Annotated in this window: 17 protein-coding genes, 1 tRNA gene and 1 other RNA gene; 6 read left to right on the forward strand and 13 right to left on the reverse strand. The window is 64.7% G+C overall.

Translation table 11 applies throughout. From position 1 onward, the window contains the following. Positions 1 to 4: 4 nt before the first annotated feature. Both M2331_RS10655 and M2331_RS10660 read right to left on the reverse strand, forming a co-directional pair. Positions 5 to 1,363 carry an AmpG family muropeptide MFS transporter gene (locus M2331_RS10655; RefSeq protein ID WP_181560255.1) on the reverse strand — a complete coding sequence of 453 codons (1,359 nt, stop codon included), beginning with the start codon at positions 1,361 to 1,363 and terminating at the stop codon, positions 5 to 7. Between the two features lie 94 nt (positions 1,364 to 1,457). After that, entirely contained in the window at positions 1,458 to 1,895 is a 438-nt protein-coding gene (locus tag M2331_RS10660; RefSeq protein ID WP_181560256.1) for a response regulator, read from the reverse strand. A 100-nt stretch (positions 1,896 to 1,995) separates the two neighbouring features. Between M2331_RS10660 and M2331_RS10665 the strand changes: the two genes are divergently transcribed. Beyond that, positions 1,996 to 2,898 carry a pseudouridine synthase gene (locus M2331_RS10665; protein WP_181560257.1) on the forward strand — a complete coding sequence of 301 codons (903 nt, stop codon included), beginning with the start codon at positions 1,996 to 1,998 and terminating at the stop codon, positions 2,896 to 2,898. After that, positions 2,895 to 3,437: a 16S rRNA (guanine(966)-N(2))-methyltransferase RsmD gene (gene rsmD, locus M2331_RS10670; protein ID WP_181560258.1), complete on the forward strand. Its 543-nt coding sequence runs from the start codon at positions 2,895 to 2,897 to the stop codon at positions 3,435 to 3,437. The genes M2331_RS10665 and rsmD overlap by 4 nt, the downstream gene beginning before the upstream one ends. A 32-nt stretch (positions 3,438 to 3,469) precedes the next feature. Here the strand turns inward: rsmD and M2331_RS10675 are convergent, their stop codons facing one another. Further along, positions 3,470 to 3,880: a hypothetical protein gene (locus M2331_RS10675; protein ID WP_181560259.1), complete on the reverse strand. Its 411-nt coding sequence runs from the start codon at positions 3,878 to 3,880 to the stop codon at positions 3,470 to 3,472. 105 nt (positions 3,881 to 3,985) lie between these two features. Here M2331_RS10675 and M2331_RS10680 point away from each other — a divergent pair, with 105 nt between their 5' ends. From M2331_RS10680 to M2331_RS10695, 4 genes are all read left to right on the forward strand, one after another. Continuing rightward, positions 3,986 to 6,328: an ATP-dependent helicase gene (locus tag M2331_RS10680; RefSeq protein WP_264592361.1), complete on the forward strand. Its 2,343-nt coding sequence runs from the start codon at positions 3,986 to 3,988 to the stop codon at positions 6,326 to 6,328. 289 nt (positions 6,329 to 6,617) lie between these two features. After that, on the forward strand, positions 6,618 to 7,967 hold the full coding sequence (locus tag M2331_RS10685) for an MFS transporter (RefSeq protein WP_181560260.1): 1,350 nt from the start codon (positions 6,618 to 6,620) through the stop codon (positions 7,965 to 7,967). A gap of 67 nt (positions 7,968 to 8,034) precedes the next feature. After that, positions 8,035 to 8,958: a cysteine synthase A gene (cysK, locus tag M2331_RS10690; RefSeq protein ID WP_181560261.1), complete on the forward strand. Its 924-nt coding sequence runs from the start codon at positions 8,035 to 8,037 to the stop codon at positions 8,956 to 8,958. Positions 8,959 to 9,135: 177 nt separating this feature from the next. Continuing rightward, positions 9,136 to 10,548 (forward strand): cell wall hydrolase, encoded by a 1,413-nt coding sequence (locus M2331_RS10695; RefSeq protein WP_181560262.1) that lies wholly within the window; start codon positions 9,136 to 9,138, stop codon positions 10,546 to 10,548. A 76-nt stretch (positions 10,549 to 10,624) separates the two neighbouring features. Here M2331_RS10695 and M2331_RS10700 read toward each other — a convergent pair whose 3' ends face one another. The 10 genes from M2331_RS10700 to ffs all read right to left on the reverse strand — a co-directional run bounded on the left by M2331_RS10700 (position 10,625) and on the right by ffs (position 20,231). Further along, a complete protein-coding gene (locus M2331_RS10700) occupies positions 10,625 to 12,430 on the reverse strand; it encodes an acyl-CoA dehydrogenase C-terminal domain-containing protein (RefSeq protein WP_181560263.1) in 1,806 nt (601 codons plus the stop codon). Between the two features lie 23 nt (positions 12,431 to 12,453). Further along, positions 12,454 to 12,888: a MerR family transcriptional regulator gene (locus M2331_RS10705; protein ID WP_181560264.1), complete on the reverse strand. Its 435-nt coding sequence runs from the start codon at positions 12,886 to 12,888 to the stop codon at positions 12,454 to 12,456. Positions 12,889 to 12,999: 111 nt separating this feature from the next. Then, positions 13,000 to 13,389 carry a phosphoribosyl-AMP cyclohydrolase gene (gene hisI / locus M2331_RS10710; protein WP_181560265.1) on the reverse strand — a complete coding sequence of 130 codons (390 nt, stop codon included), beginning with the start codon at positions 13,387 to 13,389 and terminating at the stop codon, positions 13,000 to 13,002. A gap of 85 nt (positions 13,390 to 13,474) precedes the next feature. Next, positions 13,475 to 13,551, reverse strand: a tRNA-His gene (locus M2331_RS10715). 256 nt (positions 13,552 to 13,807) lie between these two features. Continuing rightward, a complete protein-coding gene (locus M2331_RS10720) occupies positions 13,808 to 14,080 on the reverse strand; it encodes an HU family DNA-binding protein (protein WP_181560266.1) in 273 nt (90 codons plus the stop codon). A 253-nt stretch (positions 14,081 to 14,333) separates the two neighbouring features. Next, on the reverse strand, positions 14,334 to 16,730 hold the full coding sequence (gene lon / locus M2331_RS10725; protein WP_181560267.1) for an endopeptidase La: 2,397 nt from the start codon (positions 16,728 to 16,730) through the stop codon (positions 14,334 to 14,336). A 216-nt stretch (positions 16,731 to 16,946) separates the two neighbouring features. Then, on the reverse strand, positions 16,947 to 17,270 hold the full coding sequence (locus M2331_RS10730) for a YbaB/EbfC family nucleoid-associated protein (protein WP_181560268.1): 324 nt from the start codon (positions 17,268 to 17,270) through the stop codon (positions 16,947 to 16,949). Next, on the reverse strand, positions 17,270 to 19,042 hold the full coding sequence (locus M2331_RS10735) for a DNA polymerase III subunit gamma/tau (protein WP_181560269.1): 1,773 nt from the start codon (positions 19,040 to 19,042) through the stop codon (positions 17,270 to 17,272). The genes M2331_RS10730 and M2331_RS10735 overlap by 1 nt, the downstream gene beginning before the upstream one ends. A 32-nt stretch (positions 19,043 to 19,074) precedes the next feature. Then, on the reverse strand, positions 19,075 to 19,983 hold the full coding sequence (locus M2331_RS10740) for a DMT family transporter (protein WP_181560270.1): 909 nt from the start codon (positions 19,981 to 19,983) through the stop codon (positions 19,075 to 19,077). Positions 19,984 to 20,133: 150 nt separating this feature from the next. After that, positions 20,134 to 20,231: signal recognition particle sRNA small type (ffs, locus tag M2331_RS10745), an RNA gene on the reverse strand. Positions 20,232 to 20,403 lie beyond the last annotated feature (172 nt).

Below are 20,403 nucleotides of genomic sequence, written 5' to 3' on the forward strand. Positions count from 1 at the left end.
GTCGCTAATCGTCCTGCGTGCTGGGCTGTCGCACGGACTCCACCACGAAGCCTTTCGTCCACATGATCCAGAGCAGGATCATGCCCGGAATGGCGGCCACGACGGTGAATGCCCAGAAACCGACCCAGCCCAGCCCCTCGGCGAGATAGCCCGAAGGCGTCGAGAGCCATGTCCGGCCGACTGCGGCGAAGGATGAGAGCAAAGCAAATTGGGTGGCGGTATAGGCGAGGCTCGACAGGCCGGACAGATAGGTGACGAACACCGTCAGGCCGATGCCGCTGGTGAAATTCTCCGTCCCCACCGCCAGCGCGAGCATCGGCGTCGAATGTCCGGCCACGGCCAGCGCGCAGAACAGCAGGTTGGAGAGCATCATCATCGCGCCGGAGACGAACAAAGCGCGCCCCATGCCCAGCCGGGCGATGAATGGCGCACCCAGCGCCGACCCGGCAATCAGCGCGGCAAAGCCGACGAACTTGTTGACGGTGACATATTCGGTGTCGGTAAAGCCCAGCTCGACGATCATCGGCGCCAGCATCACCTGCCCCATGGCATCGCCAATCTTGTAGATCAGCACGAAACCCAGGACGAGAAAGGCCCCGTGGCGGGAGAGGAACTCGCGGAATGGATTGACGATGGTCTCCTTGAGCCAGTCGCCCATCGCCAGCCCTTCGCGCACCGCGCGGTGCTCCACATAGCGCCCCGGCCCCGCTAGCAGCGCGCCAATGGCAGCCGGGAGCACGCAGAAGGCAGTGATGCCATAGGCGACGGCCCAACCCAGCCCGGCGCCTTCCGTGGAAGCGAGGAAGATCGTCCCGGCGCCGGCCAGCAGGTTACCGGTGCGATAGCCGAACTGGTTCATCGCCGTACCGTGCGGCAATTCCTGCTCGCTCAGGATTTCGATGCGGTAGGCATCGATCACGATATCCTGCGTGGCGGAGAGGAAGGCGACGGCAATGGCCCACAGCGCAAAGCGCGCGAGATCGGTCGCCGGATCGCTGGCGCCCAGTTGCCAGATCGCGCCAAACAGCAGCGCCTGGATGAAGAACAGCCACGCGCGCCGCTGCCCGAACAGGCGGGTGAGCACAGGCAGTGGCAGCTTGTCGACCAGCGGCGCCCACAGGAATTTGAGCGTGTAGGGCGTCGTCAGGCCAATGGCGAAGCCGATCGTGGACTTGTCGATGCCAACCTTGGAGAGCCAGAAGGTCATTGTCGCCAGCAGCAGCGTCAGCGGAAAGCCGCTCGATATGCCGAGCAGGAACGCGACGAACGGCATGGGCCGCAAATAAGGACGGAAGCTTGGAACGAAGAAGCCGCTCGCCACGACTGCACCGACAATCACGGCGAATATGAGGGTCTGCGACATGCACACTCCGACTGCTTGGGCCTGAACCCGCAGTCTTAGAGCGCTATGCCGGAATTCAAAGCATCGTTTTTGCCGGCGCGCCTCAGCGCAGCCCTCAGTTGCGCTTGAAGAGCTTCAGCCCCGCCGGCAGCCGGCCCGGCGAACGCCCGCCGATCACCCGCTCGCACACGCCAATGGCACGGATGAGGTCGCGCGGCAGAAACGGCTTGGAGAGGCACCCGAGCGCAATGTCCTGATCGCGCGCTTCCTCCGGGCAGGTGGCCGTCGCGAACAGCACGGCGATGCCGAGTTCGCGGGCATGGCGGGCCAGCTCGACGCCCGAGCGAACACCGGCAAGCCGCACGTCGGTGACAACCAGATCGACCGCGCCTTGTTCGAGGATGATGGCCGTCGCTTCCCGGAAGCGATCGACTGTCGCGACCACCTCATAGCCGGCTGTCTGGAGGGTATGTTCTTCATCGAACGCGAGCAGCGGCTCATCCTCGACGATCAGGATGCGGCGTATTCGCTGCGTCTCCTTCGAGAAAAACATTGCCGCCTCATTCCCGTTGCGCCAAACCGCAGACCGAAAACGGATCGATCCCGGCGCACAAAAACGCTAGGTCGCGCGGCTGCGATTCGCCAGTGCAGCGATGACACAGCCGCCCCAAAAACGGACACAGATTTTGTCGAACACTCGTGGACCTTCCGGACCTCGCCGTCCCCAGCGCCCTGCAGCCGGCGCAACCGACCGTCGGGCACAGCCGCCCAGAGCGCGCCGGGGCGCAGGCCGCGTCACGCCGCAAGTGCGCCAGGCCGCCGATGATGGCACGGCGCGCGAGGGCGAGCGCATCGCCAAGCTGTTGGCGCGCGCGGGCGTCGCCTCCCGCCGGGACGTTGAGCGGATGATCGCAGAAGGGCGCGTGGCGCTGAACGGCACGCTGGTGGAAACGCCCGCAACCTTGCTCAAGTCGCTGCGCGGCGTGACCGTCGATGGCGTGGCGGTGAAGGAGCCCGCACCGGCCCGCCTGTTCCTGTTCCACAAGCCGGCCGGCCTGCTCACCACCGCCAAAGACCCCGCCGGGCGTCCGACCATTTATGATCGCCTGCCCGCCGACCTGCCGCGCGTGATGCCGGTCGGCCGGCTCGATCTCAACACGGAGGGCCTGCTGCTGCTCACCACCGATGGCGAGCTGAAGCGGCAGCTGGAACTGCCTTCCACCGGTGTCGAGCGCACCTATCGCGCGCGCGCGTTCGGGGAGATCAGTCAGGCGCAACTTGAAGAGCTGATCGAGGGCGTCGAGATCGAGGGGATGCGCTATGGTCGCATCGACGCCAATCTGGAGCGGCGGACCGGGCGCAATCAATGGATCGAAATGACCCTGACCGAAGGCAAGAACCGCGAAGTGCGGCGCGTGCTCGAACATCTCGGCCTCAAGGTCAGCCGGCTGATCCGGACCCGCTACGGTCCGTTCGTGCTGGGCGATTCAGCGCCTGCTGAAGTGGCCGAGGTGCGCCAGGTCGATCTCATCAAGTTCCGCAAGACGCTCAAATGAGGATCATTTCAGGACAATGGCGGGGCCGCCCGCTGGTGGCGCCAGTCGGCGAGGAAACGCGCCCGACAGCGGATCGCACACGCGAGACACTGTTTTCGATGCTCACCAGCCGGCTGGGCTCATTCGAAGGGCTGGCGGTGGGCGATTTCTTTGCCGGCTCCGGCGCGCTGGGCCTCGAGGCACTCTCGCGCGGGGCAGGGACATGCCTGTTCGTCGAGCGCGACCGGGCTGCGATCGCCGCCTTGCGCAAGAACGCAGAAAAGCTGGGACTCGCGCGCCCCGACATCCGCCAGAACGATGTTCTTGCGCTTGGCGCCACGTCGGCGCCGCTGGATGTGATTTTCATGGACCCGCCTTATGGTACCGGCGCGGGTGCCGTCGCTCTGGACAAGCTCGCCCGGCTCGGCTGGGTCGGCCCCAGCACCTGGGTGAGCATCGAGACCGAAAAGCGGGAAGAGATCGCGGTCAAAGGCTTCGATTGCGATGCCGAGCGCGTGGTCGGCAAGGCCAAATTGGTCCTGCTGAGGCCAGCGACCTAGACGGAGGCCGACCTCAGCAGAAGCTCAGTTAGTTATTGCCCGCCGGGGTTCTTGCACCCGTCCTTCACGGTGCGCGAGCAGACCGGATATTCTGCCGGGGGCTGCGGAGCGGTCTGCTCCACGGGCCGCTGCGGCATCATCTCAACCTGACCACCACCGGGGGGCGGAGGCGGCGGCGTCATCGTGCCGCCGGGTGCAGGGGGCGGCGGGGGAGCAGGCGGCGGCGGCGGCGGGTTCATGCCATCGCCGGGCATGGGGTTACCAGTCGGCGGGGGCATGGTGTCCGTCCCGCCCGGCATCGGCCCGGGTGTGTCGCCCGGCATCGGCGCGGTCGCGGACGGCGGGCCGGCTGGCGCTCCACCCGGAGGCGGCATGTCTTGTGCGTAGGCAGCGAAGGCCAGTGCCGAAGCGGCACCGCAGGCGAGAATGGTTGAGAAGCGCATGATCGCATCCTCCTATGAGTGATCGTTCTGTGGGATGGAAATCCCGCAACGGGACAGCCGTTCCGTGCGAACCATCCGCCGCAGACCGCCGGGGGCGTAATCGGGATGAAGCGGTCGGAACGCACGCCAAGGCCCTTGCCCCCGCCCCACCCGTTCCCTAGTTGTTCGCCTGTGACCGATCCTTTGCCAGCCCCCTCTCCTGCCGACCCGCCTTATATCCAGGACCTCAATGCGCCGCAGCGCGAGGCTGTGCTGACCACGGAAGGGCCGGTTCTGGTTCTGGCCGGCGCGGGCACGGGCAAGACGGCAGCGCTGACCGCGCGCCTCGCGCATCTGGTCGCGACCCGCCGCGCCTGGCCTTCCGAGATCCTGTGCGTCACCTTCACCAACAAGGCCGCCCGCGAGATGCGCGAGCGCGTGGGGCGAATGATCGGCGAGGCCGTCGAGGGCATGCCTTGGCTCGGCACCTTCCACTCCGTCTGCGCCAAGATGCTGCGGCGCCATGCCGAACTCGTCGGGCTGCAGAGCAATTTCACGATCCTGGATACGGACGACCAGTTGCGCCTGATGAAGCAGATCATCGTCGCCGAGGGGATCGATGAGAAGCGCTTCACCGCGCGCGCCCTCGCGGGGCTGATCGACAAGTGGAAGAACAAGGGCCTCACCCCCGGCGAGATCGACGCGGGCGAGAGCGAGGCCTTCGCCAATGGCAAGGGCGCGGCGATCTATGCGCTGTATCAGGCCCGCCTGCGCGCGCTCAACGCCTGCGATTTCGGCGACCTGCTGCTGCACATGCTGACGATCTTCAAGACCGATCGTGAGGTGCTGGAGCAATATCAACAGCGCTTCCGCTACATCATGGTGGACGAGTATCAGGACACCAACACCAGCCAGTATCTCTGGCTGCGGCTGCTCGCCCAGCAGCGCAAGAATATCTGCTGCGTCGGCGATGATGACCAGAGCATCTATAGCTGGCGCGGCGCGGAAGTGGCCAATATCCTGCGCTTCGAGCGCGATTTTCCCGGCGCCGCGATCATCCGGCTGGAGCAGAATTATCGCTCGACGCCGCATATCCTCGCCGCGGCCTCCGGCGTCATCGCGCAGAATGGCGGGCGACTCGGCAAGACCTTGTGGACGCAGGAGGCCGATGGCGAGAAGCTGCGCGTCATCGGCGTGTGGGACGGGCCGGAAGAGGCCCGCCGCGTCGGCGAGGAGATCGAGTCGCTGGAGCGGCAGGGCGTCGGCGCCGAGAAGATCGCCATCCTCGTGCGCGCCTCCTTCCAGACCCGCGAGTTCGAAGACCGTTTCATCCAGATCGGCCTGCCCTATCGCATCGTCGGCGGCTTCCGCTTCTATGAGCGGGCCGAAATCCGCGATGCGCTGGCATATCTGCGCCTCGTCAACCAGCCGGCGGATGATCTTGCCTTCGAGCGGATCGTCAACGTGCCCAAGCGAGGCCTTGGCGACAAGGCGGTCGAGAAGGTCCATCGCCTCGCCCGCGCCATGGGGGAGCCGCTCACCAGCGCGGCGGCCCGTATTCTCGACACGGACGAGCTGACCCCGCAGGCGCGGCGCTCACTGGGGCGGTTCATCGGCGATCTCGCCCGCTGGCGCGATCTCGCCAATGCGATGAACCACGCCGATCTCGCGCGCCAGATTCTCGACGAGAGCGGTTACACCGCTGCGCTGCAGGCCGAGCGTACGACGGAGGCCAGCGGGCGACTGGAGAACCTGCAGGAGCTCACCCGCGCCATGGAGGAATATGAGACGCTCGGGGCCTTCCTCGAGCATGTCAGCCTGGTCATGGACAATGAGGCGCAGGCGGATGAAGCCAAGGTCACGCTGATGACCATCCACGCCGCCAAGGGGCTGGAGTTCGACACCGTGTTCCTGGCGGGCTGGGAGGATGGCCTGTTCCCCTCGCAACGCGCGCTCGATGAAGGCGGCCTTGCCAGCCTGGAGGAAGAGCGCCGGCTGGCTTATGTGGCGATCACCCGCGCGCGCCAGCGCTGCCTGATCCTGCACGCCGCCAATAGGCGGGTCTATGGCCAGTGGACCAGTTCCATCCCCTCCCGCTTCATTGGCGAGTTGCCCAAGGAGACGGTGGACGAGGAAAACACCATGTCCGGCGGCGCCAGCCTGTGGCGCGCCAACTGGTCCGAACGGGATGATCCCTTCGCCAATGTCGCGCGCGGCTCGGGGCGCGGACCGGGCTGGCAGCGTGCGCAAAGCCAGTTCTCGCGTGAGCCGACCCGCCTCGTCGAAGCACGGCAGAGCGCTGTGAGCCTCGGAAACAAGGGCCGCAGCGACGTCAGCCTCGGCACCCGCGTCTTCCACCAGAAGTTCGGCTATGGGACGGTGACGGGCATTGAGGGCAACAAGCTGGAGATCGATTTCGAGCAGGCCGGCGCCAAGCGGGTTCTGGACAGCTTCATCAGCCTCGCCTGAGGTGCGGCACCTCAGGCGGCACAATTGTGTTCACGACGCCGCAGGTGCCCCAGGAAAAATGACAAGCTGCTTTATTTCCTGATGACTCATTAACCCTGTTTTCTTAGGGCGGAGCTGCGACCCGAAGGGCGCTGGCAGCCCCAGTGCTCAAACTCGGCCCGGCGGAGCGTGGGTTCCTGCCGGGCCTTTTTCGTTCCGCCTAAGCGAAGGCGCGCGGCAATCGAAAATCTTTGCCCTGCGCGCGTTTTGGTCCGTTGCGCCGTCGCCAGCCTTGCGCCAAGGAACATGCATGGTCAGCCCATCTTCTCGCGAGCCTGACGGCACCGCCGGGCGCAAGCCACCGACCCATCCCTTTCAGATCGGCGCCTTCCGTGCCTATCTGATGGTCCGCCTGTCGACGATTCTCGCGTCCAACGGCATGGCGCTCATCATAGCGTGGGAAGCTTACAACATCGCGCGCCAGACCATGTCTCCCGGGCAGTCGGCGGCGCAGCTGGGGCTAATCGGCCTCATCCAATTCGTCATGGTCTTCGTGCTGACGCCCTTTGCGGGACTCGTCGCGGACAATTATTCGCGCACCCGCATCGCCATGGGCACGCTCTCGCTGCTGCTCTTCTCGGCAGGGATTTTGGCGCTTTCCAGCTATGAAGGATGGATCAGCCTGCCGCTGATCTTCGCCCTCGCCGCGCTGATCGGCTTTGCCCGCGCTTTCCAGGGGCCAGCGCTCGGCTCCTTGGGCCCGAACATCGTCCCCAAGGACCTGCTGCCCCGCGCCATCGCATTCAGCAGCATGTTCTGGCAGGCGGGCAGCATCGTCGGGCCGGCCGTCGCCGGCTATGCCTATGCGTTCAAGCCCTATTTTGCCTACATGTTCAGCAGTGCGCTGTTCGGCGTGGCTGTCATCGGCATGATCTTCGTCGGCAAAGTCCCGCAAGCGGCCCGCCAGCGCGACCGTCATCCGATCGGCCAGATCATCGATGGCCTCACTTATGTGCGCACCAACCGACTGGTCTTCGGCGCGATCACGCTCGATCTCTTTGCCGTGCTGCTGGCCGGCACCACGGCGCTTCTGCCGGTCTATGCGCGCGATGTGCTCCATATCGGCTCGCAGGGCCTGGGACATCTTGCCGCAGCGCCCGGCATCGGCGCGGGTCTGACGGCGCTGTTCTTCTCGTTCCGGCCGCTGCGCCACAATGTCGGGCTGAAAATGATGCTGTCCGTCGGCATCTTCGGGCTGGCGACCATTGTCTTCGGCCTCACCGCCTTCATGCCGCAGCAGACCGCGATCATCGTCGCCTTGTTCGCCATGGCGACGTGGGGCAGTGCGGACATGTTCTCGGTGTTCGTCCGCCAGTCGCTCATCCAGCTTCACACCCCCGATGACATGCGCGGGCGCGTGACCAGCGTATCGATGATGACGATTTCCGCCTCGAATGAGCTGGGCGATGCCGAGTCGGGCTTTCTCGCCGCGCTCATCGGACCGATCGCGGCTGTGATTGCCGGCGGCGTGGGTGCAATCGCCATCACCTTGTGGTGGTCGCGCCTTTTCCCTGAATTGCGGAACGCCCGGACGTTCGATCCGCCCGAGGTTCATTTACGACCTTCCCACGCGGGCGCTGCTCCCGCAAAAGAAGGATAGAGTCCGCCCCTTGCAAATCTCTATCAATTAAGTTTTAATTGATCGATCGCCTTATGGAGGATTGCCCATGAAAGTCTCGTCCATTCTCGAAACGATCGGCGGCACGCCGCACATCCGCTTCAACCGCCTGTTTGGCGATGCGAATGTCTGGATCAAGTCCGAGCGCTCCAACCCCGGCGGATCGATCAAGGACCGCATCGCGCTGGCCATGATCGAGGCTGCAGAAAAGGACGGCAGCCTCAAGCCCGGTGGCGTCATCGTCGAGCCCACCTCGGGCAACACCGGCATTGGTCTTGCCATGGTCGCCGCCGTGAAGGGCTACAAGCTCGTCCTCGTCATGCCCGAGAGCATGAGCCTTGAGCGCCGCCGCCTGATGCTGGCCTACGGTGCCAGCTTCGACCTGACCCCGCGTGAAAAGGGCATGAAGGGCGCCATCGAGCGCGCGCTGGAGATCGTCGCCGCCACGCCGGGTGCGTGGATGCCGCAGCAGTTCGAAAATCCGGCCAATATCGATGTTCATGTCCGCACGACGGCGCAGGAAATCTTCAACGATTTCGCCGACGAGCCGCTCGATGCCCTGATTACGGGCGTCGGCACCGGCGGACACATCACCGGCTGCGCGCAGGTGCTCAAGGCAATGTGGCCGGGCCTCAAGGTCTTTGCCGTGGAGCCAACGCTTTCCCCGGTCATCAGCGGCGGCGCGCCCGGCCCGCACCCCATCCAGGGCATCGGCGCCGGTTTCATTCCGGCTAATCTGCACACCGATCTGCTGGACGGCGTGATCCAGGTCGATCCCGCCGATGCCAAGGACTATGCCCGCCGCGCTGCCAGCGAGGAAGGCGTGTTGGTCGGCATCTCCTCCGGCGCCACGCTGGCCGCCATCGCTCAGAAGCTGCCGGAACTGCCCGCCGGCGCCAAGGTGCTGGGCTTCAATTACGACACTGGCGAGCGCTATCTTTCTGTGCCGGACTTCCTGCCCGAAGCCGGCTGATCCGGGTCGACCATCCTGTGCCGGCGAGCCGTTAAGACTTGCCGGCCGGAATTTCCCGTTATGGCACGGCTGTCCCTGTGGCCGGGCGGCTGGCCGTGCCGCTCTTGCCTAACGCGACCTAAAGGCACACATACCGCCCCTCTCCGGCCGCGCATGGCGGCTGTGGCGGAAGGACGTATGGCAACCAACGGTCTGATTGCGCGAAAATCGGCATTCCCGGCGCTCTCTTCGCGCCAGGGCCGACTCGTGCTGGCTAGCCTGCTGGGGCTGATCCTGACCGGCGCTCTGGCGCTGCTCGCCATCGGCAATCGCACCAGCGTTACCGCGCTGTCCGGCAGCGAGGCCGTGAGCACAGCTCTGCCCAAGGCACCGGATAACAGCCCAGTGCCCGTCGTCGAGCCGCTGGTGCTCGACGCCTCCCATCCCGATCAGGCGCGCCAACTGAACGCGCAGATCCCCTTCTCGACCGCGCCCAATCCTGCCGCGCGCCCCTTCACGTTCAAGGGCGACGCGATGGCACTGGGTCGGGCAACCGACTGTCTTGCCGCCGCGATGATCTATGAAGCCGGCGACGACGCCAAGGGCCAGCGCGCCGTGGGACAGGTGGTGCTCAACCGCCTGCGCCACCCCGCCTTCCCCAAGACGGTGTGCGGCGTGGTGTTTCAGGGGCAGGAGCGGGCCACCGGCTGCCAGTTCACCTTCACTTGCGATGGCGCCATGGCGCGCCGCCCGTCCACGGCAGCCTGGGATCGCGCCCGGGGCAATGCCGCGCGGATGCTCGCTGGCGATGTCTACGCGCCTGTCGGCTACAGCACCCATTATCACACCGACTGGGTGATGCCCTACTGGAGCAAGTCGCTCGACAAGGTCGCGGCGGTCGATACGCACCTGTTCTTCCGCTGGGAGGGCTGGTGGGGCACACCGCCGGCCTTTGCGCGGAGCCTCAACATCGCTGCCGAGCCCGCCATCGCCAAGCTCGCCGCTTTGTCGCCTGTCCATGCCGATGATGGCGCGCTGGCCGGCACCCTGCCCGGCTCGCTGATCGACGACGCCACCGCGCCGGCCTTGCTTGGCGCTGCGGATATCGGCAAGCGCATCGGCCCCGGTCGGCTGGCTGCCATCGAGCCCGGCGGCACGGGCTTTGTGATGACACTCGATCCGGGCGGCGACCCGGCCCGCTATGCTGACGCCGCCGCGCGCCTGTGCGCCGGTCGCGCCCAATGTCGCCTGCTGGCGTGGACGAGCGACAAAGCGACGCCACGCAGCTTCCCGGTCGCCGAAACCAGCCTCGCCTCCATGTCTTTCTCCTATATCCGCATGAAGGACAGCGGCATCGAGCGCACGCTCTACAATTGCGACGAGTTCCGCGACGTGCCGCGCGTCAACTGCATGGTCCGCCGCACGCCAAGCGCACCCGCGCCCAAGCTGCTGGCCGACGAACGCGGTGAAGGCTCGCGGATCAACCTGCCGGCCGGCGCCCGTCCGGTTGCCGACATGCAGCGTGGCGAGCTGGTGCCGCTCAAGCCCGGCGATGCCGCGCTGTTCAAGGCGCCGCTGCGGGCTGATGCACAGGCATCTGCAAAGCCCTGAGCCTCAGCCATCGCATGAAAACGGCCCCCTCTCCGGAGAGAGGAAGCCGCTTCTTGGTCCCGCAGGATAAGCCCGATCAGGCTGCCGTCAGGAAAGCCTCTGGCGGCAGTTCCATCAGCACCTCGGCGCCGCCCTCGATCTTGCGACGCAGTGCGCCGGCTTCCGGCATGATGCGCTCGGCGAAGTAACGCGCCGTCACCAGCTTGGCCTTCATATAGTCGGGATTGCCCGTGCCGGCATTGAGCTGCGCCTGCGCGGCCATCGCCATACGCAGCCACATCATGCCCGTCGCGACGATGCCGGTGATGTGCATATAGGCATAAGCCGCCGCGCCGGCATTGTTCGGGTTCTGCATGGCATTCTGCATCAGCCACATCGTCGCGGCCTGCAGTTGCTGATTGGCCTTCTCCAGCGCCTCAGCAATAGCAGCCGTCTCCGGCACGGCCTTGCCGGCGGCGACATCCTCGGCGACCATCTTGAACAGCGCCTGCACCGCGCGACCGCCATTGGCGGGCAGCTTACGGCCGACCAGATCCATGGCCTGAACGCCATTGGTGCCTTCGTAGATCATGGTGATGCGCGCATCCCGCACCGCCTGCTCCACGCCCCATTCGCGGATGTAGCCATGGCCGCCGAACACCTGTTGCGCGAGGACGGCGACATCGAAGCCCTTGTCCGTGCCATAGCCCTTGATGACCGGGGTGAGCAGCGAGATGATGTCATCCGCCGCCTGACGCTCTTCCTCGGTCGGCGCATATTTGATGAGATCGACCTGCAGCGCGCCCCACAGAACCAGCGCACGCAGGCCCTCGGTGAGCGCCTTGCACTCCATCAGCATGCGGCGGACATCGGGGTGCACGAACAGCGTATCGGCGGGCTTGTCAGGCTCGGCAGCGCCGGTCAGCGCGCGGCCCTGCCGCCGGTCCATCGCATAATGGACTGCCTGCTGATAGGCCAGTTCACCTTGCGCAAGGCCCTGAAGGCCCACGCCCAGTCGCGCCTGGTTCATCATGATGAACATCGCGGCGAGGCCCTTATTCTCCTCGCCGATCATCCAGCCGGTCGCATCGTCATAGTTCATGACGCAGGTCGCGTTGCCGTGAATGCCCATCTTGTGCTCGATGGAGCCGCAGGTGACGGCGTTGTGCGCGCCCAGCGAGCCATCGTCATTGACCATCATCTTGGGGACGAGGAAGAGCGAGATGCCCTTGCTGCCTGCGGGCGCACCCGGCGTCTTGGCCAGCACGAGGTGGATGATGTTCTCGGCCATGCTGTGCTCGCCGGCCGAGATGAAGATCTTGGTGCCGGTGATCTTGTAGCTGCCATCATCCTGCGGCAACGCGCGCGTCTTGATGAGGCCGAGGTCGGTGCCGCAGTGCGGCTCGGTCAGGTTCATGGTGCCGCACCACTGGCCGGAGACCATGTTGGGCACATATTTCTGCTTGAGCGTATCGTCGCCCTTGGCGAGGATCGCGCTGACCGCGGCGCCGGTCAGGCCGTGATACATGTTGAAGCCGTGGTTCGACGCCGTGAAATATTCCTCGGCGGCGATCGCCAGCACGATAGGCAGACCCTGCCCGCCATATTCCTCCGGCGCATGCAGCGTGGTCCAGCCACCCGCAACGAACTGGTCGAAGGCCTCCTGAAAGCCCGGCGGCGTCGTCACCGTGCCATCGTCATTGCGCTTGCAGCCAATCTGGTCGCCGACGGCATTGAGCGGGCTGAGCACCTCGCTGGCGAACTTGCCGCCCTCTTCGAGAATGGCCTGAACGATATCGCTGGTCGCCGAACCAAAGCCGGGATTGTTCGTCAGACGCTCCAGCCCGACGATCTCGTTGAGGATGAACATGGTGTCGGCGACGGGCGCCTTATAGCTGGGCATTGGCCTCTCCGTGGTAGAAAGTCTTAGTTGAGTTCGCCTGACAGGCGCTGATTTTCTTCGACGAGCGCGACGAAATTCTTCAACTCTTCAATCGCTTCGTCGATATCCTGCCGCTGCCGCTGGAGCAATCCGATCCGCTCCTCGCATTTTGCGACGGTAAATTCGCGCTGGGTGCGCCGACCGTCGCCGGCATCGTACAGGTCGATCATGTCGCGGATTTCGGCCAGGCTGAATCCCACCCGCTTGCCGCGCAAGATCCAGGCGAGCCGCGCACGATCGCGATGGCTGTAAACCCGCGTCAGGCCCTGCCGGCGCGGCGAGATGAGTTCCTCATCCTCGTAAAAGCGCAGAGCGCGCGGCGTCACTTCGAATTCATCGCACAGGTCGGAGATCGAAAACTCTTCCCGCCCGTCCCGTTCCGGCTGAGGAATGCCGGCAATCATCTGGAGCTTCGTCATTGCATCCATCCTTCCGTGAAGGTCAGACGCACAGTTTACGTTTACGTCAACGGAAAATCAACCCCTCCGCGCCGGTGCTCAGACGGGACTGAGCGACATATCCGTTACAGCTCAATGGGCGTGCGGCTCGCTGTCGATCCATTCGAGCCCGTCATCCGTGACGCGGCGATAGAAGCAACTGACGCGGCCCGTGTGGCACGCCGGCCCTACGGGCTTGACCAGCAGCCAGATGGCGTCCTGATCGCAATCTATCCGCATGTCGACGATGTGGAGCTCGTTGCCGGACTCCTCGCCCTTGCGCCAGAGCTTGCCCCGGCTGCGCGACCAGAAATGGGCAACACGCGTTTCGATCGTCGCGGCCAGAGCCTGCGCGTTCATATGCGCCAGCATCAACAATTCGCCGGTATCGACATTGCTCGCCACGGCTGTGATCAACCCGTCGCGGTCATAGCGAGGATTGAGCCGCAGCCCTTCCTCCCGATCATCGTCTGTTTTTGCCATGCTGTGCCTATAGGCGGCGCGCGACGGGCTGTCAGCCCCGCGCAGGCAGCGCGGCGGCCAGTCATCCAAATCTCGGAGAAGAAAATGGGGCGATCGACGGGATCCGAACCCGCGACCTCTGGTACCACAAACCAGCGCTCTAACCAACTGAGCTACGATCGCCACAGCGTCCATCGACGCTATCGAGAGGCGGCCCATAATGCCCCGGGAGGACCGCCGTCAAGCACAGAGCGCGCCCCTTTCGGGATTAGCACGCTTTTCCCGGCAGACCGGGCATCGTCAGCCTTCCCCCGGCTGAAAATCAAAAAGGCCAGGCAGAGCCCGGCCTTTGCCGACATGGGACGTCGCGTTCCCTGTCGGCGATCCAATCAAGCGGTGCCCCGGCCGGAAAGCGCGGGGCAACGATCGATCGAGTTGATTAGTTGACGGCGTCCTTGAGACCCTTGCCGGCCTTGAACTTCGGCTGGCTGGACGCCTTGATCGCCATGGTTTCGCCCGTGCGCGGGTTGCGACCGGTCGAGGCCTTGCGCTGCGAAACGGAGAACGTGCCGAAGCCAACGAGGCGAACTTCATCGCCCTTCTTGAGAGCGGCGGTGATCGCGTCGAACACTGCCTCAACAGCCTTGTTCGCATCGGCCTTGGTGAGGCCGCTCTGATCCGCGACCGAACTGATGAGATCCTGCTTGTTCATGCCTTGGGAACCCCCTTCTTGAGAAAACTTGTGGTGGGAATCATGCGACGAAGGCGCGCATAAAGGCTTGCTTCGTCGCAAGTGTCAAAGAGATTTGCGCCTCAAACCCGTTAAAAACCCTGATTTACGCTGTTTTTCACGATGATCGGTCCGGTCCGGGCGACGGACCGGACCATTTACGACGATCCTTAACCGCCCTTAACTTCAAATCGGGCTGTTTTGGGCATCGGTGTCATGACGATCATCGCGAGACTCAGTGCCGCATCCGCTGCTCATGCTCGGCTGCCGAGCCGATCGGAGGCTGGGCGGCGAGATCATCTTCCTCGGACCAGTCAATCGGCGTGAGCGCCCCGGTGAGCGCGCGAGCAAGCACCTCGTCCACATGGCTCACCGGCACGATTTCAAGGCCTTCCTTGATGTTCGCCGGAATCTCCACCAGGTCCTTCTCATTCTCCTGCGGAATGAGCACGGTCTTGATCCCCCCGCGCAGCGCCGCGAGCAGCTTTTCCTTCAGCCCGCCAATGGGCAGAACCCGGCCGCGCAGCGTCACTTCGCCGGTCATCGCGACATCCTTGTGGACGGGGATGCCGGTCAGCGTCGAGACGATGGACGTCACCATGCCGATACCAGCGCTCGGCCCATCCTTGGGCACGGCGCCTTCGGGAAGGTGGATGTGAATATCCTTGCGGTTGAAGATGCTCGGCTTGATGCCATAAGCCGGGGCGCGCGCCTTCACATAGGAGAAGGCCGCCTGCACCGACTCGGTCATCACGTCGCCAAGCTTGCCGGTCGTCTTGATCTGGCCCTTGCCGGGGACCGTCACCGATTCGATGGTGAGCAGTTCGCCGCCCACTTCCGTCCAGGCGAGGCCGGTGACGGCACCGATCTGGTGCTCTTCCTCGGAAATGCCATGACGGAATTTCCGCACGCCCGCATAATCGCCGAGATTCTCCGGCGTGATGGTCACGCTGGTTTCCTTGCCCTCAAGGATACGGCGGAGCGCCTTGCGCGCCAGCCGCGCGATCTCGCGCTCCAGCGTCCGCACGCCCGCTTCCCGCGTATAATAGCGTATAAGGTCGCGCAGCGCTGCTTCCTCGATGGCGAATTCGCCTTCCTTCAGCCCATGGGCCTCAATCTGCTTTTCGATCAGATGCCGCTGCGCGATCTCCAGCTTTTCGTCCTCGGTGTAGCCCTCCAGCCGGATGATCTCCATGCGGTCGAGCAGCGCCTGCGGAAGATTGAGGCTGTTGGCGGTCGTGACGAACATCACATCCGACAGATCGAGGTCGATCTCCAGATAATGGTCCTGGAACTTGCTGTTCTGCTCCGGGTCCAGCACCTCGAGCAGCGCGGACGCCGGATCACCGCGGAAATCCTGGCCGAGCTTGTCGATCTCGTCGAGCAGCACCAGCGGGTTCATCGCGCCGGCCTTTTTGAGGTTGGACGCGATCTTGCCCGGCATGGAGCCGATATAAGTGCGGCGATGGCCTCGAATCTCGGCCTCGTCCCGTACGCCGCCCAGCGACTGGCGCACGAACTCGCGGCCTGTCGCCTTGGCGATGGAACGACCGAGCGAGGTCTTGCCGACACCCGGCGGGCCAACAAGGCACAGGATCGGGCCTTTAAGCTTGTCGGAGCGCGCCTGCACGGCGAGATATTCGATGATCCGGTCCTTGACCTTGTCGAGCGCGAAGTGATCGGCATCCAGCACTTCCTGCGCCTTCACCAGATCCTTTTTGAGCTTGCTCTTCTTGCCCCAGGGCACGCCGAGCAGCGCATCGAGATAATTGCGGACCACCGTCGCTTCGGCCGACATGGGCTGCATGGAGCGCAGCTTCTTCAGCTCGGCTTCCGCCTTGCTGCGCGCTTCCTTGCTCAGGCGGGTCTTCTTGATCTTCTCGGTCAGCTCGGAAAGCTCATCGCCCTCCTCACCTTCGCCACCGCCCAACTCGCGCTGGATCGCCTTGAGCTGTTCGTTGAGATAATATTCGCGCTGGGTCTTCTCCATCTGGCGCTTCACGCGGCCACGGATTTTCTTCTCGACCTGCAGCACGCCGAGTTCGCCTTCCATGAAGGCAAAGACCATTTCCAGGCGCTTGAGCGGATCACCCTCGACCAGCAGCGACTGCTTGTCGGCGACCTTCACGGCAAGGTTGGCCGCAATGAAATCGGACAGGCGGCCAGCCTCGGTGATCTCGCGCAATTGCGCGGCGGCTTCGGCCGGCAGCTTCTTGTTGAGCTTGGCGTAATTCTCGAACTGATCGGTAACCGAGCGCATCATCGCCTCGACCTCGGCGCCGCCCACGACGATATCGTCCAGCGGCGCAACAGTGGCGACGATGTGGTCCTCGGCATCCGTCAAGGCAGTCAGCGAGGCGCGCTGCTTGCCTTCCACCAGCACGCGGACATTGCCATCGGGCAGCTTGAGCATCTGCACGATGCTGGCAATGACACCCATGTCGTAAAGCGCTTCCCGGTCCGGATCGTCCTCGCTCGGGTCGAGCTGCGCGACGAGAAAGATGTCCTTGTCGCCCGCCATCGCCTTTTCAAGCGCCGTCACGCTCTTGTCGCGTCCCACAAACAGGGGCACGATCATCTGCGGGAAAACGACGATATCCCGCAGCGGCAAGAGAGGCAGATCAAGATCCATTGTCACTCCAATCCAGCCAGGGGGCCTTACCCCTGAGCCTGCGAACCGCCTTCGTGCAGAAGGGGCCGCTTCACAACTCGGTCGCTTTTCCCGCGCATCGCGAAAAACGATCAATGCATCATATCGTTCAGCCGCGCGCGCATTTCAACGGCGCGAAAAGCTACTGACTGCCGAACTGGTTAAGCGCGGGTAAAAACTATCGCCTTTTTACGCCGATCAGAAGGGCATCTTGAAGCCCGGCGGCAGAGGCAGACCAGCCGTCATCTTGCTCATCTGCTCGTTGGCCGCTTCATCCGCCTTGGCGCGCGCATCGTTGAAGGCGGCGACAATCAGGTCTTCCAGCATCGTTTTGTCGGCCGGCACGATCAGGCTCTCATCGACCGAAAGGCCGAGGATACGGCCCTTGGCGCTCGCCCGCACCTTGACCAGTCCGCCGCCGGAAGCACCCTCGACCTCCATGTTATCGAGTTCCGCCTGCGCCTTCTGCATTTCCTCCTGCACCCGGCTGGCCATGCCGAGAATGTCGTTGAGGTCCTTCATCAGCCTTCACTCCTATATTGCTCATCATCCGGGTCCACGAGCCGTGCTCCGGGGAATGCGTCCAGCGCGGCAGCCACGATAGGCGCAGCGCTGATCTGGGCAAGCCGCGCTTCCTTGGCGGCCTGTTCCTGCTCGCGCAGGCTTGGCTGGCCGTGGGCGTCCGTCGAGCGGACATCCCAGACCTCGCCCGTCACCTCACGCAACGCCGCCGCTACTTGCCGGGGGAAATCGGCGTCGAGCGGCTGGAGGATGCGGAAGGCCAGTTCCGGCGGAGCATAATGCACAAGGCTCACATAATCATGCAGCTCCGCGCTGAGCCGGGCATGGCGCGCCTTGAGCGCCTCGACCATCGCGGTAAAATCCGTCGGCAGCGCTGGCGTTTCCGCTTCCGGTTCCGGCTCAGACGCTGCTGGCAGGGCGGGCGGCGGCGGAGCGCTCGGGGCCGACTGGGCCGCTTCGCTCGTCGTCCCGCTGGGCGCAGGGGCCGGCATCGTCGGGCTTGCCTGCCCGCCGCCCCCAGCACCGTCGCGGATGAGGCGCGCCAGTTCGGCCGGGTCCGGCATGGCTGAGGCGTGGATCAGCCGCAGCAGCGCCATTTCGCAGGCCGCGTGGGGCCGCGCGGCAGCGGCAACCTCGGCATGGCCTTTGAGCAGCAATTGCCACAACCGATGGAACACCGGGAAAGACAATTGCTCTGCCCAACCGGCAATCGCGCCGCGCTCGGCCTCCGGCATGCGATCGAGCCCGGCGCCCCGCCCGGCCTTGGCCGTCGTCGCCGCATGGATGAGATCGAGCAAGGCATTCACCGTGGCGAGCGGCTCGACGCCGAGCGCTTCCTGCTCGCCCAATGTCGCCAGCACCGCCGGCGCATCGCCATCGAGGATCTGGTCGAACAGCCGCCGCGTCGCGCCGCGATCCGACAGGCCGAGCATTTCGCGAACCTGATCGGCCTGCACGAAGGGCCGCCCATCCTCGCCGACCCCGGCATGCGCAATCGCCTGATCGAGGATCGACTGGCCATCGCGCGCCGAGCCTTCCGCGGCGGTGGCGATGAGGCGCAGGGCATCGTCCTCGGCAACGACGCCTTCCTTGCCGCAAATCATGCGGAAATTATCGACCAGCAACTCCACCGGGATGCGCCTCAGGTCGAAGCGCTGGCAGCGGGAGAGCACCGTGATCGGCACCTTGTTCACCTCGGTGGTGGCGAACAGGAACTTCACATGCTCCGGCGGCTCCTCAAGAGTCTTGAGCAAGGCATTGAAGGCATTGCGCGAGAGCATGTGCACTTCGTCGATGATGTAGATCTTGAACCGCGCGGAGACGGCTGCGTAACGCACCGCCTCGATGATCTCGCGCACATCATCGACGCCGGTGTGGCTGGCCGCGTCCATCTCGATCACGTCGATATGGCGCCCCTCGGCAATCGCCTTGCACGGTTCGCATACGCCGCAGGGATCGATGGTCGGCCCGCCCTGTCCGTCCGGCCCGACGCAATTGAGCGCCTTGGCGATGAGCCGCGCGGTGGAGGTCTTGCCCACCCCGCGCACCCCGGTCATCAGGAAAGCGTGCGGCAGACGCTCGCGCTTGATCGCATTGGCGAGCGTGCGCACCATCGCTTCCTGGCCGATCAGCTCGGCAAAGGTCTGCGGGCGATAGGCGCGGGCCAGCACGCGATAGGCGGGCGCGTCAGGCGAAGTGATGGGCGCCACAGCCGCTTGCGGCCGGGGCGGTTCGCCAAGGTCGAAGCCCGGATCGTCTGAGGAATCGGTCATTGCGTTCGTTCTAGCCGCACTTGCGCCGGAAGTTAATGCGCCATCGGGGCGCGGACGGATCGGCGCAGGAAGGGCAGCGCGATGCCAATGAAGATCAGGCCCATGCCGGCAAGATGATAGCCATGCAGCGGCTCGTCCAGCAGCAGCGCCGCCAGCAGCGCGCCGAACACCGGCTGCAGGTTGATCACCTGCCCGGCATCCCCCGCCCCGATCTGCTCGACCGCCAGATTGAACAGGAAGTAAGCGACCAGCGAGGGCAGCAGGATGACATAGGCGATGCCCGCCGCGACGCCGGGCGTCATGATCACCTGCGCGTGCGTCAGTTCATAGGCCGAGAGCGGCGCCATGCACAGCACGCCGATGAACGCGGTGATCGCCAGAAAGCTCAGCCCGTGGATCTTGGGCCGCAGGCGCAGAAACACCGTGTAGAGCGACCAGAGGCTGACCGCGCACAGCACCAGCAGATCGCCCCGGTTGAACACCATCGAGAACAGGGCCGACGGATTGCCCTGCAGGATGATCGTAAGCACGCCGGCAGCGGCCATGATCACGCCCACCACCTGCATAGCGCGCGGGCGATTGCGGAAGAACAGGAAATCGAACAACAGCACCAGCGCCGGAATGGCGGCCTGGATGAGCAGGCTGTTCGCCGCCGTCGTATATTGCAGGCCGGAATACATGAACGCGTTGAAGCAGCCGACGCCGATCACGCCGAGGAACAGGATGATCTTCCAGTTGGCTTTCGCCACGGGCCAGTCCTGCCGCAAATAGCGCCAGGCGACCGGCAATGCGATCAGCGTCGCGCCGCTCCAGCGCCAGAAGGCCAGTGTGAAGGGCGGCATTTCCGTGTGGATGGCCCGCGCAACCACGGAGTTGCCGGACCAAAGCAGCATCACCAGCACCAGCATGAGATAGACGATGGTTCGGGATCTGCCGGCCATGAACTCAGTCCTTTCGCGCGCGCCGCTCAGCTACGAAAGCGCGGCCTGCCTATGATGCCATGCCCATGACGCCCTATCCTGCCCCCGGCAAGTCCGCGCGCGTGCCCGCAAGCAGAAGGACGCTGCAGAACAAGGACATTGCGATGGGAGGTAGGTGGAAGCCGGAACGACCCGCAGCGAATTCGTTGTGGCTGCTTCCGTCAGGACCTGACCAGGTTGGCGAAGACTACGTCCGCCCGACTTCCGCGGCGCATATGGCGGCATGAGGCAGGAAATGCAAGCGGCGCGAAATGTGCGGAGGATAGGTCCGACATGCTTTGATACCCCCTCTTCTTCAGATGAGGGGCAGCGAGCGTTACGCACTTGTTCGTTACGCGCAGCGGGGTGGTATTTTCGGCCTGGCTCAGAAACGCACCTCAC

Origin of the sequence: Sphingobium sp. B10D7B (assembly GCF_025961955.1) — a bacterium.
GTDB lineage: Bacteria > Pseudomonadota > Alphaproteobacteria > Sphingomonadales > Sphingomonadaceae > Sphingobium.

Coding starts and splice junctions, on each gene's coding strand:
- M2331_RS10655 (WP_181560255.1), bottom strand. CDS start 1,363: ATGTCGCAGACCCTCATATTCGCCGTGATTGTCGGTGCAGTCGTGGCG.
- M2331_RS10660 (WP_181560256.1), bottom strand. CDS start 1,895: ATGTTTTTCTCGAAGGAGACGCAGCGAATACGCCGCATCCTGATCGTC.
- M2331_RS10665 (WP_181560257.1), top strand. CDS start 1,996: ATGACACAGCCGCCCCAAAAACGGACACAGATTTTGTCGAACACTCGT.
- rsmD (WP_181560258.1), top strand. CDS start 2,895: ATGAGGATCATTTCAGGACAATGGCGGGGCCGCCCGCTGGTGGCGCCA.
- M2331_RS10675 (WP_181560259.1), bottom strand. CDS start 3,880: ATGCGCTTCTCAACCATTCTCGCCTGCGGTGCCGCTTCGGCACTGGCC.
- M2331_RS10680 (WP_264592361.1), top strand. CDS start 3,986: ATGAAGCGGTCGGAACGCACGCCAAGGCCCTTGCCCCCGCCCCACCCG.
- M2331_RS10685 (WP_181560260.1), top strand. CDS start 6,618: ATGGTCAGCCCATCTTCTCGCGAGCCTGACGGCACCGCCGGGCGCAAG.
- cysK (WP_181560261.1), top strand. CDS start 8,035: ATGAAAGTCTCGTCCATTCTCGAAACGATCGGCGGCACGCCGCACATC.
- M2331_RS10695 (WP_181560262.1), top strand. CDS start 9,136: ATGGCAACCAACGGTCTGATTGCGCGAAAATCGGCATTCCCGGCGCTC.
- M2331_RS10700 (WP_181560263.1), bottom strand. CDS start 12,430: ATGCCCAGCTATAAGGCGCCCGTCGCCGACACCATGTTCATCCTCAAC.
- M2331_RS10705 (WP_181560264.1), bottom strand. CDS start 12,888: ATGACGAAGCTCCAGATGATTGCCGGCATTCCTCAGCCGGAACGGGAC.
- hisI (WP_181560265.1), bottom strand. CDS start 13,389: ATGGCAAAAACAGACGATGATCGGGAGGAAGGGCTGCGGCTCAATCCT.
- M2331_RS10720 (WP_181560266.1), bottom strand. CDS start 14,080: ATGAACAAGCAGGATCTCATCAGTTCGGTCGCGGATCAGAGCGGCCTC.
- lon (WP_181560267.1), bottom strand. CDS start 16,730: ATGGATCTTGATCTGCCTCTCTTGCCGCTGCGGGATATCGTCGTTTTC.
- M2331_RS10730 (WP_181560268.1), bottom strand. CDS start 17,270: ATGAAGGACCTCAACGACATTCTCGGCATGGCCAGCCGGGTGCAGGAG.
- M2331_RS10735 (WP_181560269.1), bottom strand. CDS start 19,042: ATGACCGATTCCTCAGACGATCCGGGCTTCGACCTTGGCGAACCGCCC.
- M2331_RS10740 (WP_181560270.1), bottom strand. CDS start 19,983: ATGGCCGGCAGATCCCGAACCATCGTCTATCTCATGCTGGTGCTGGTG.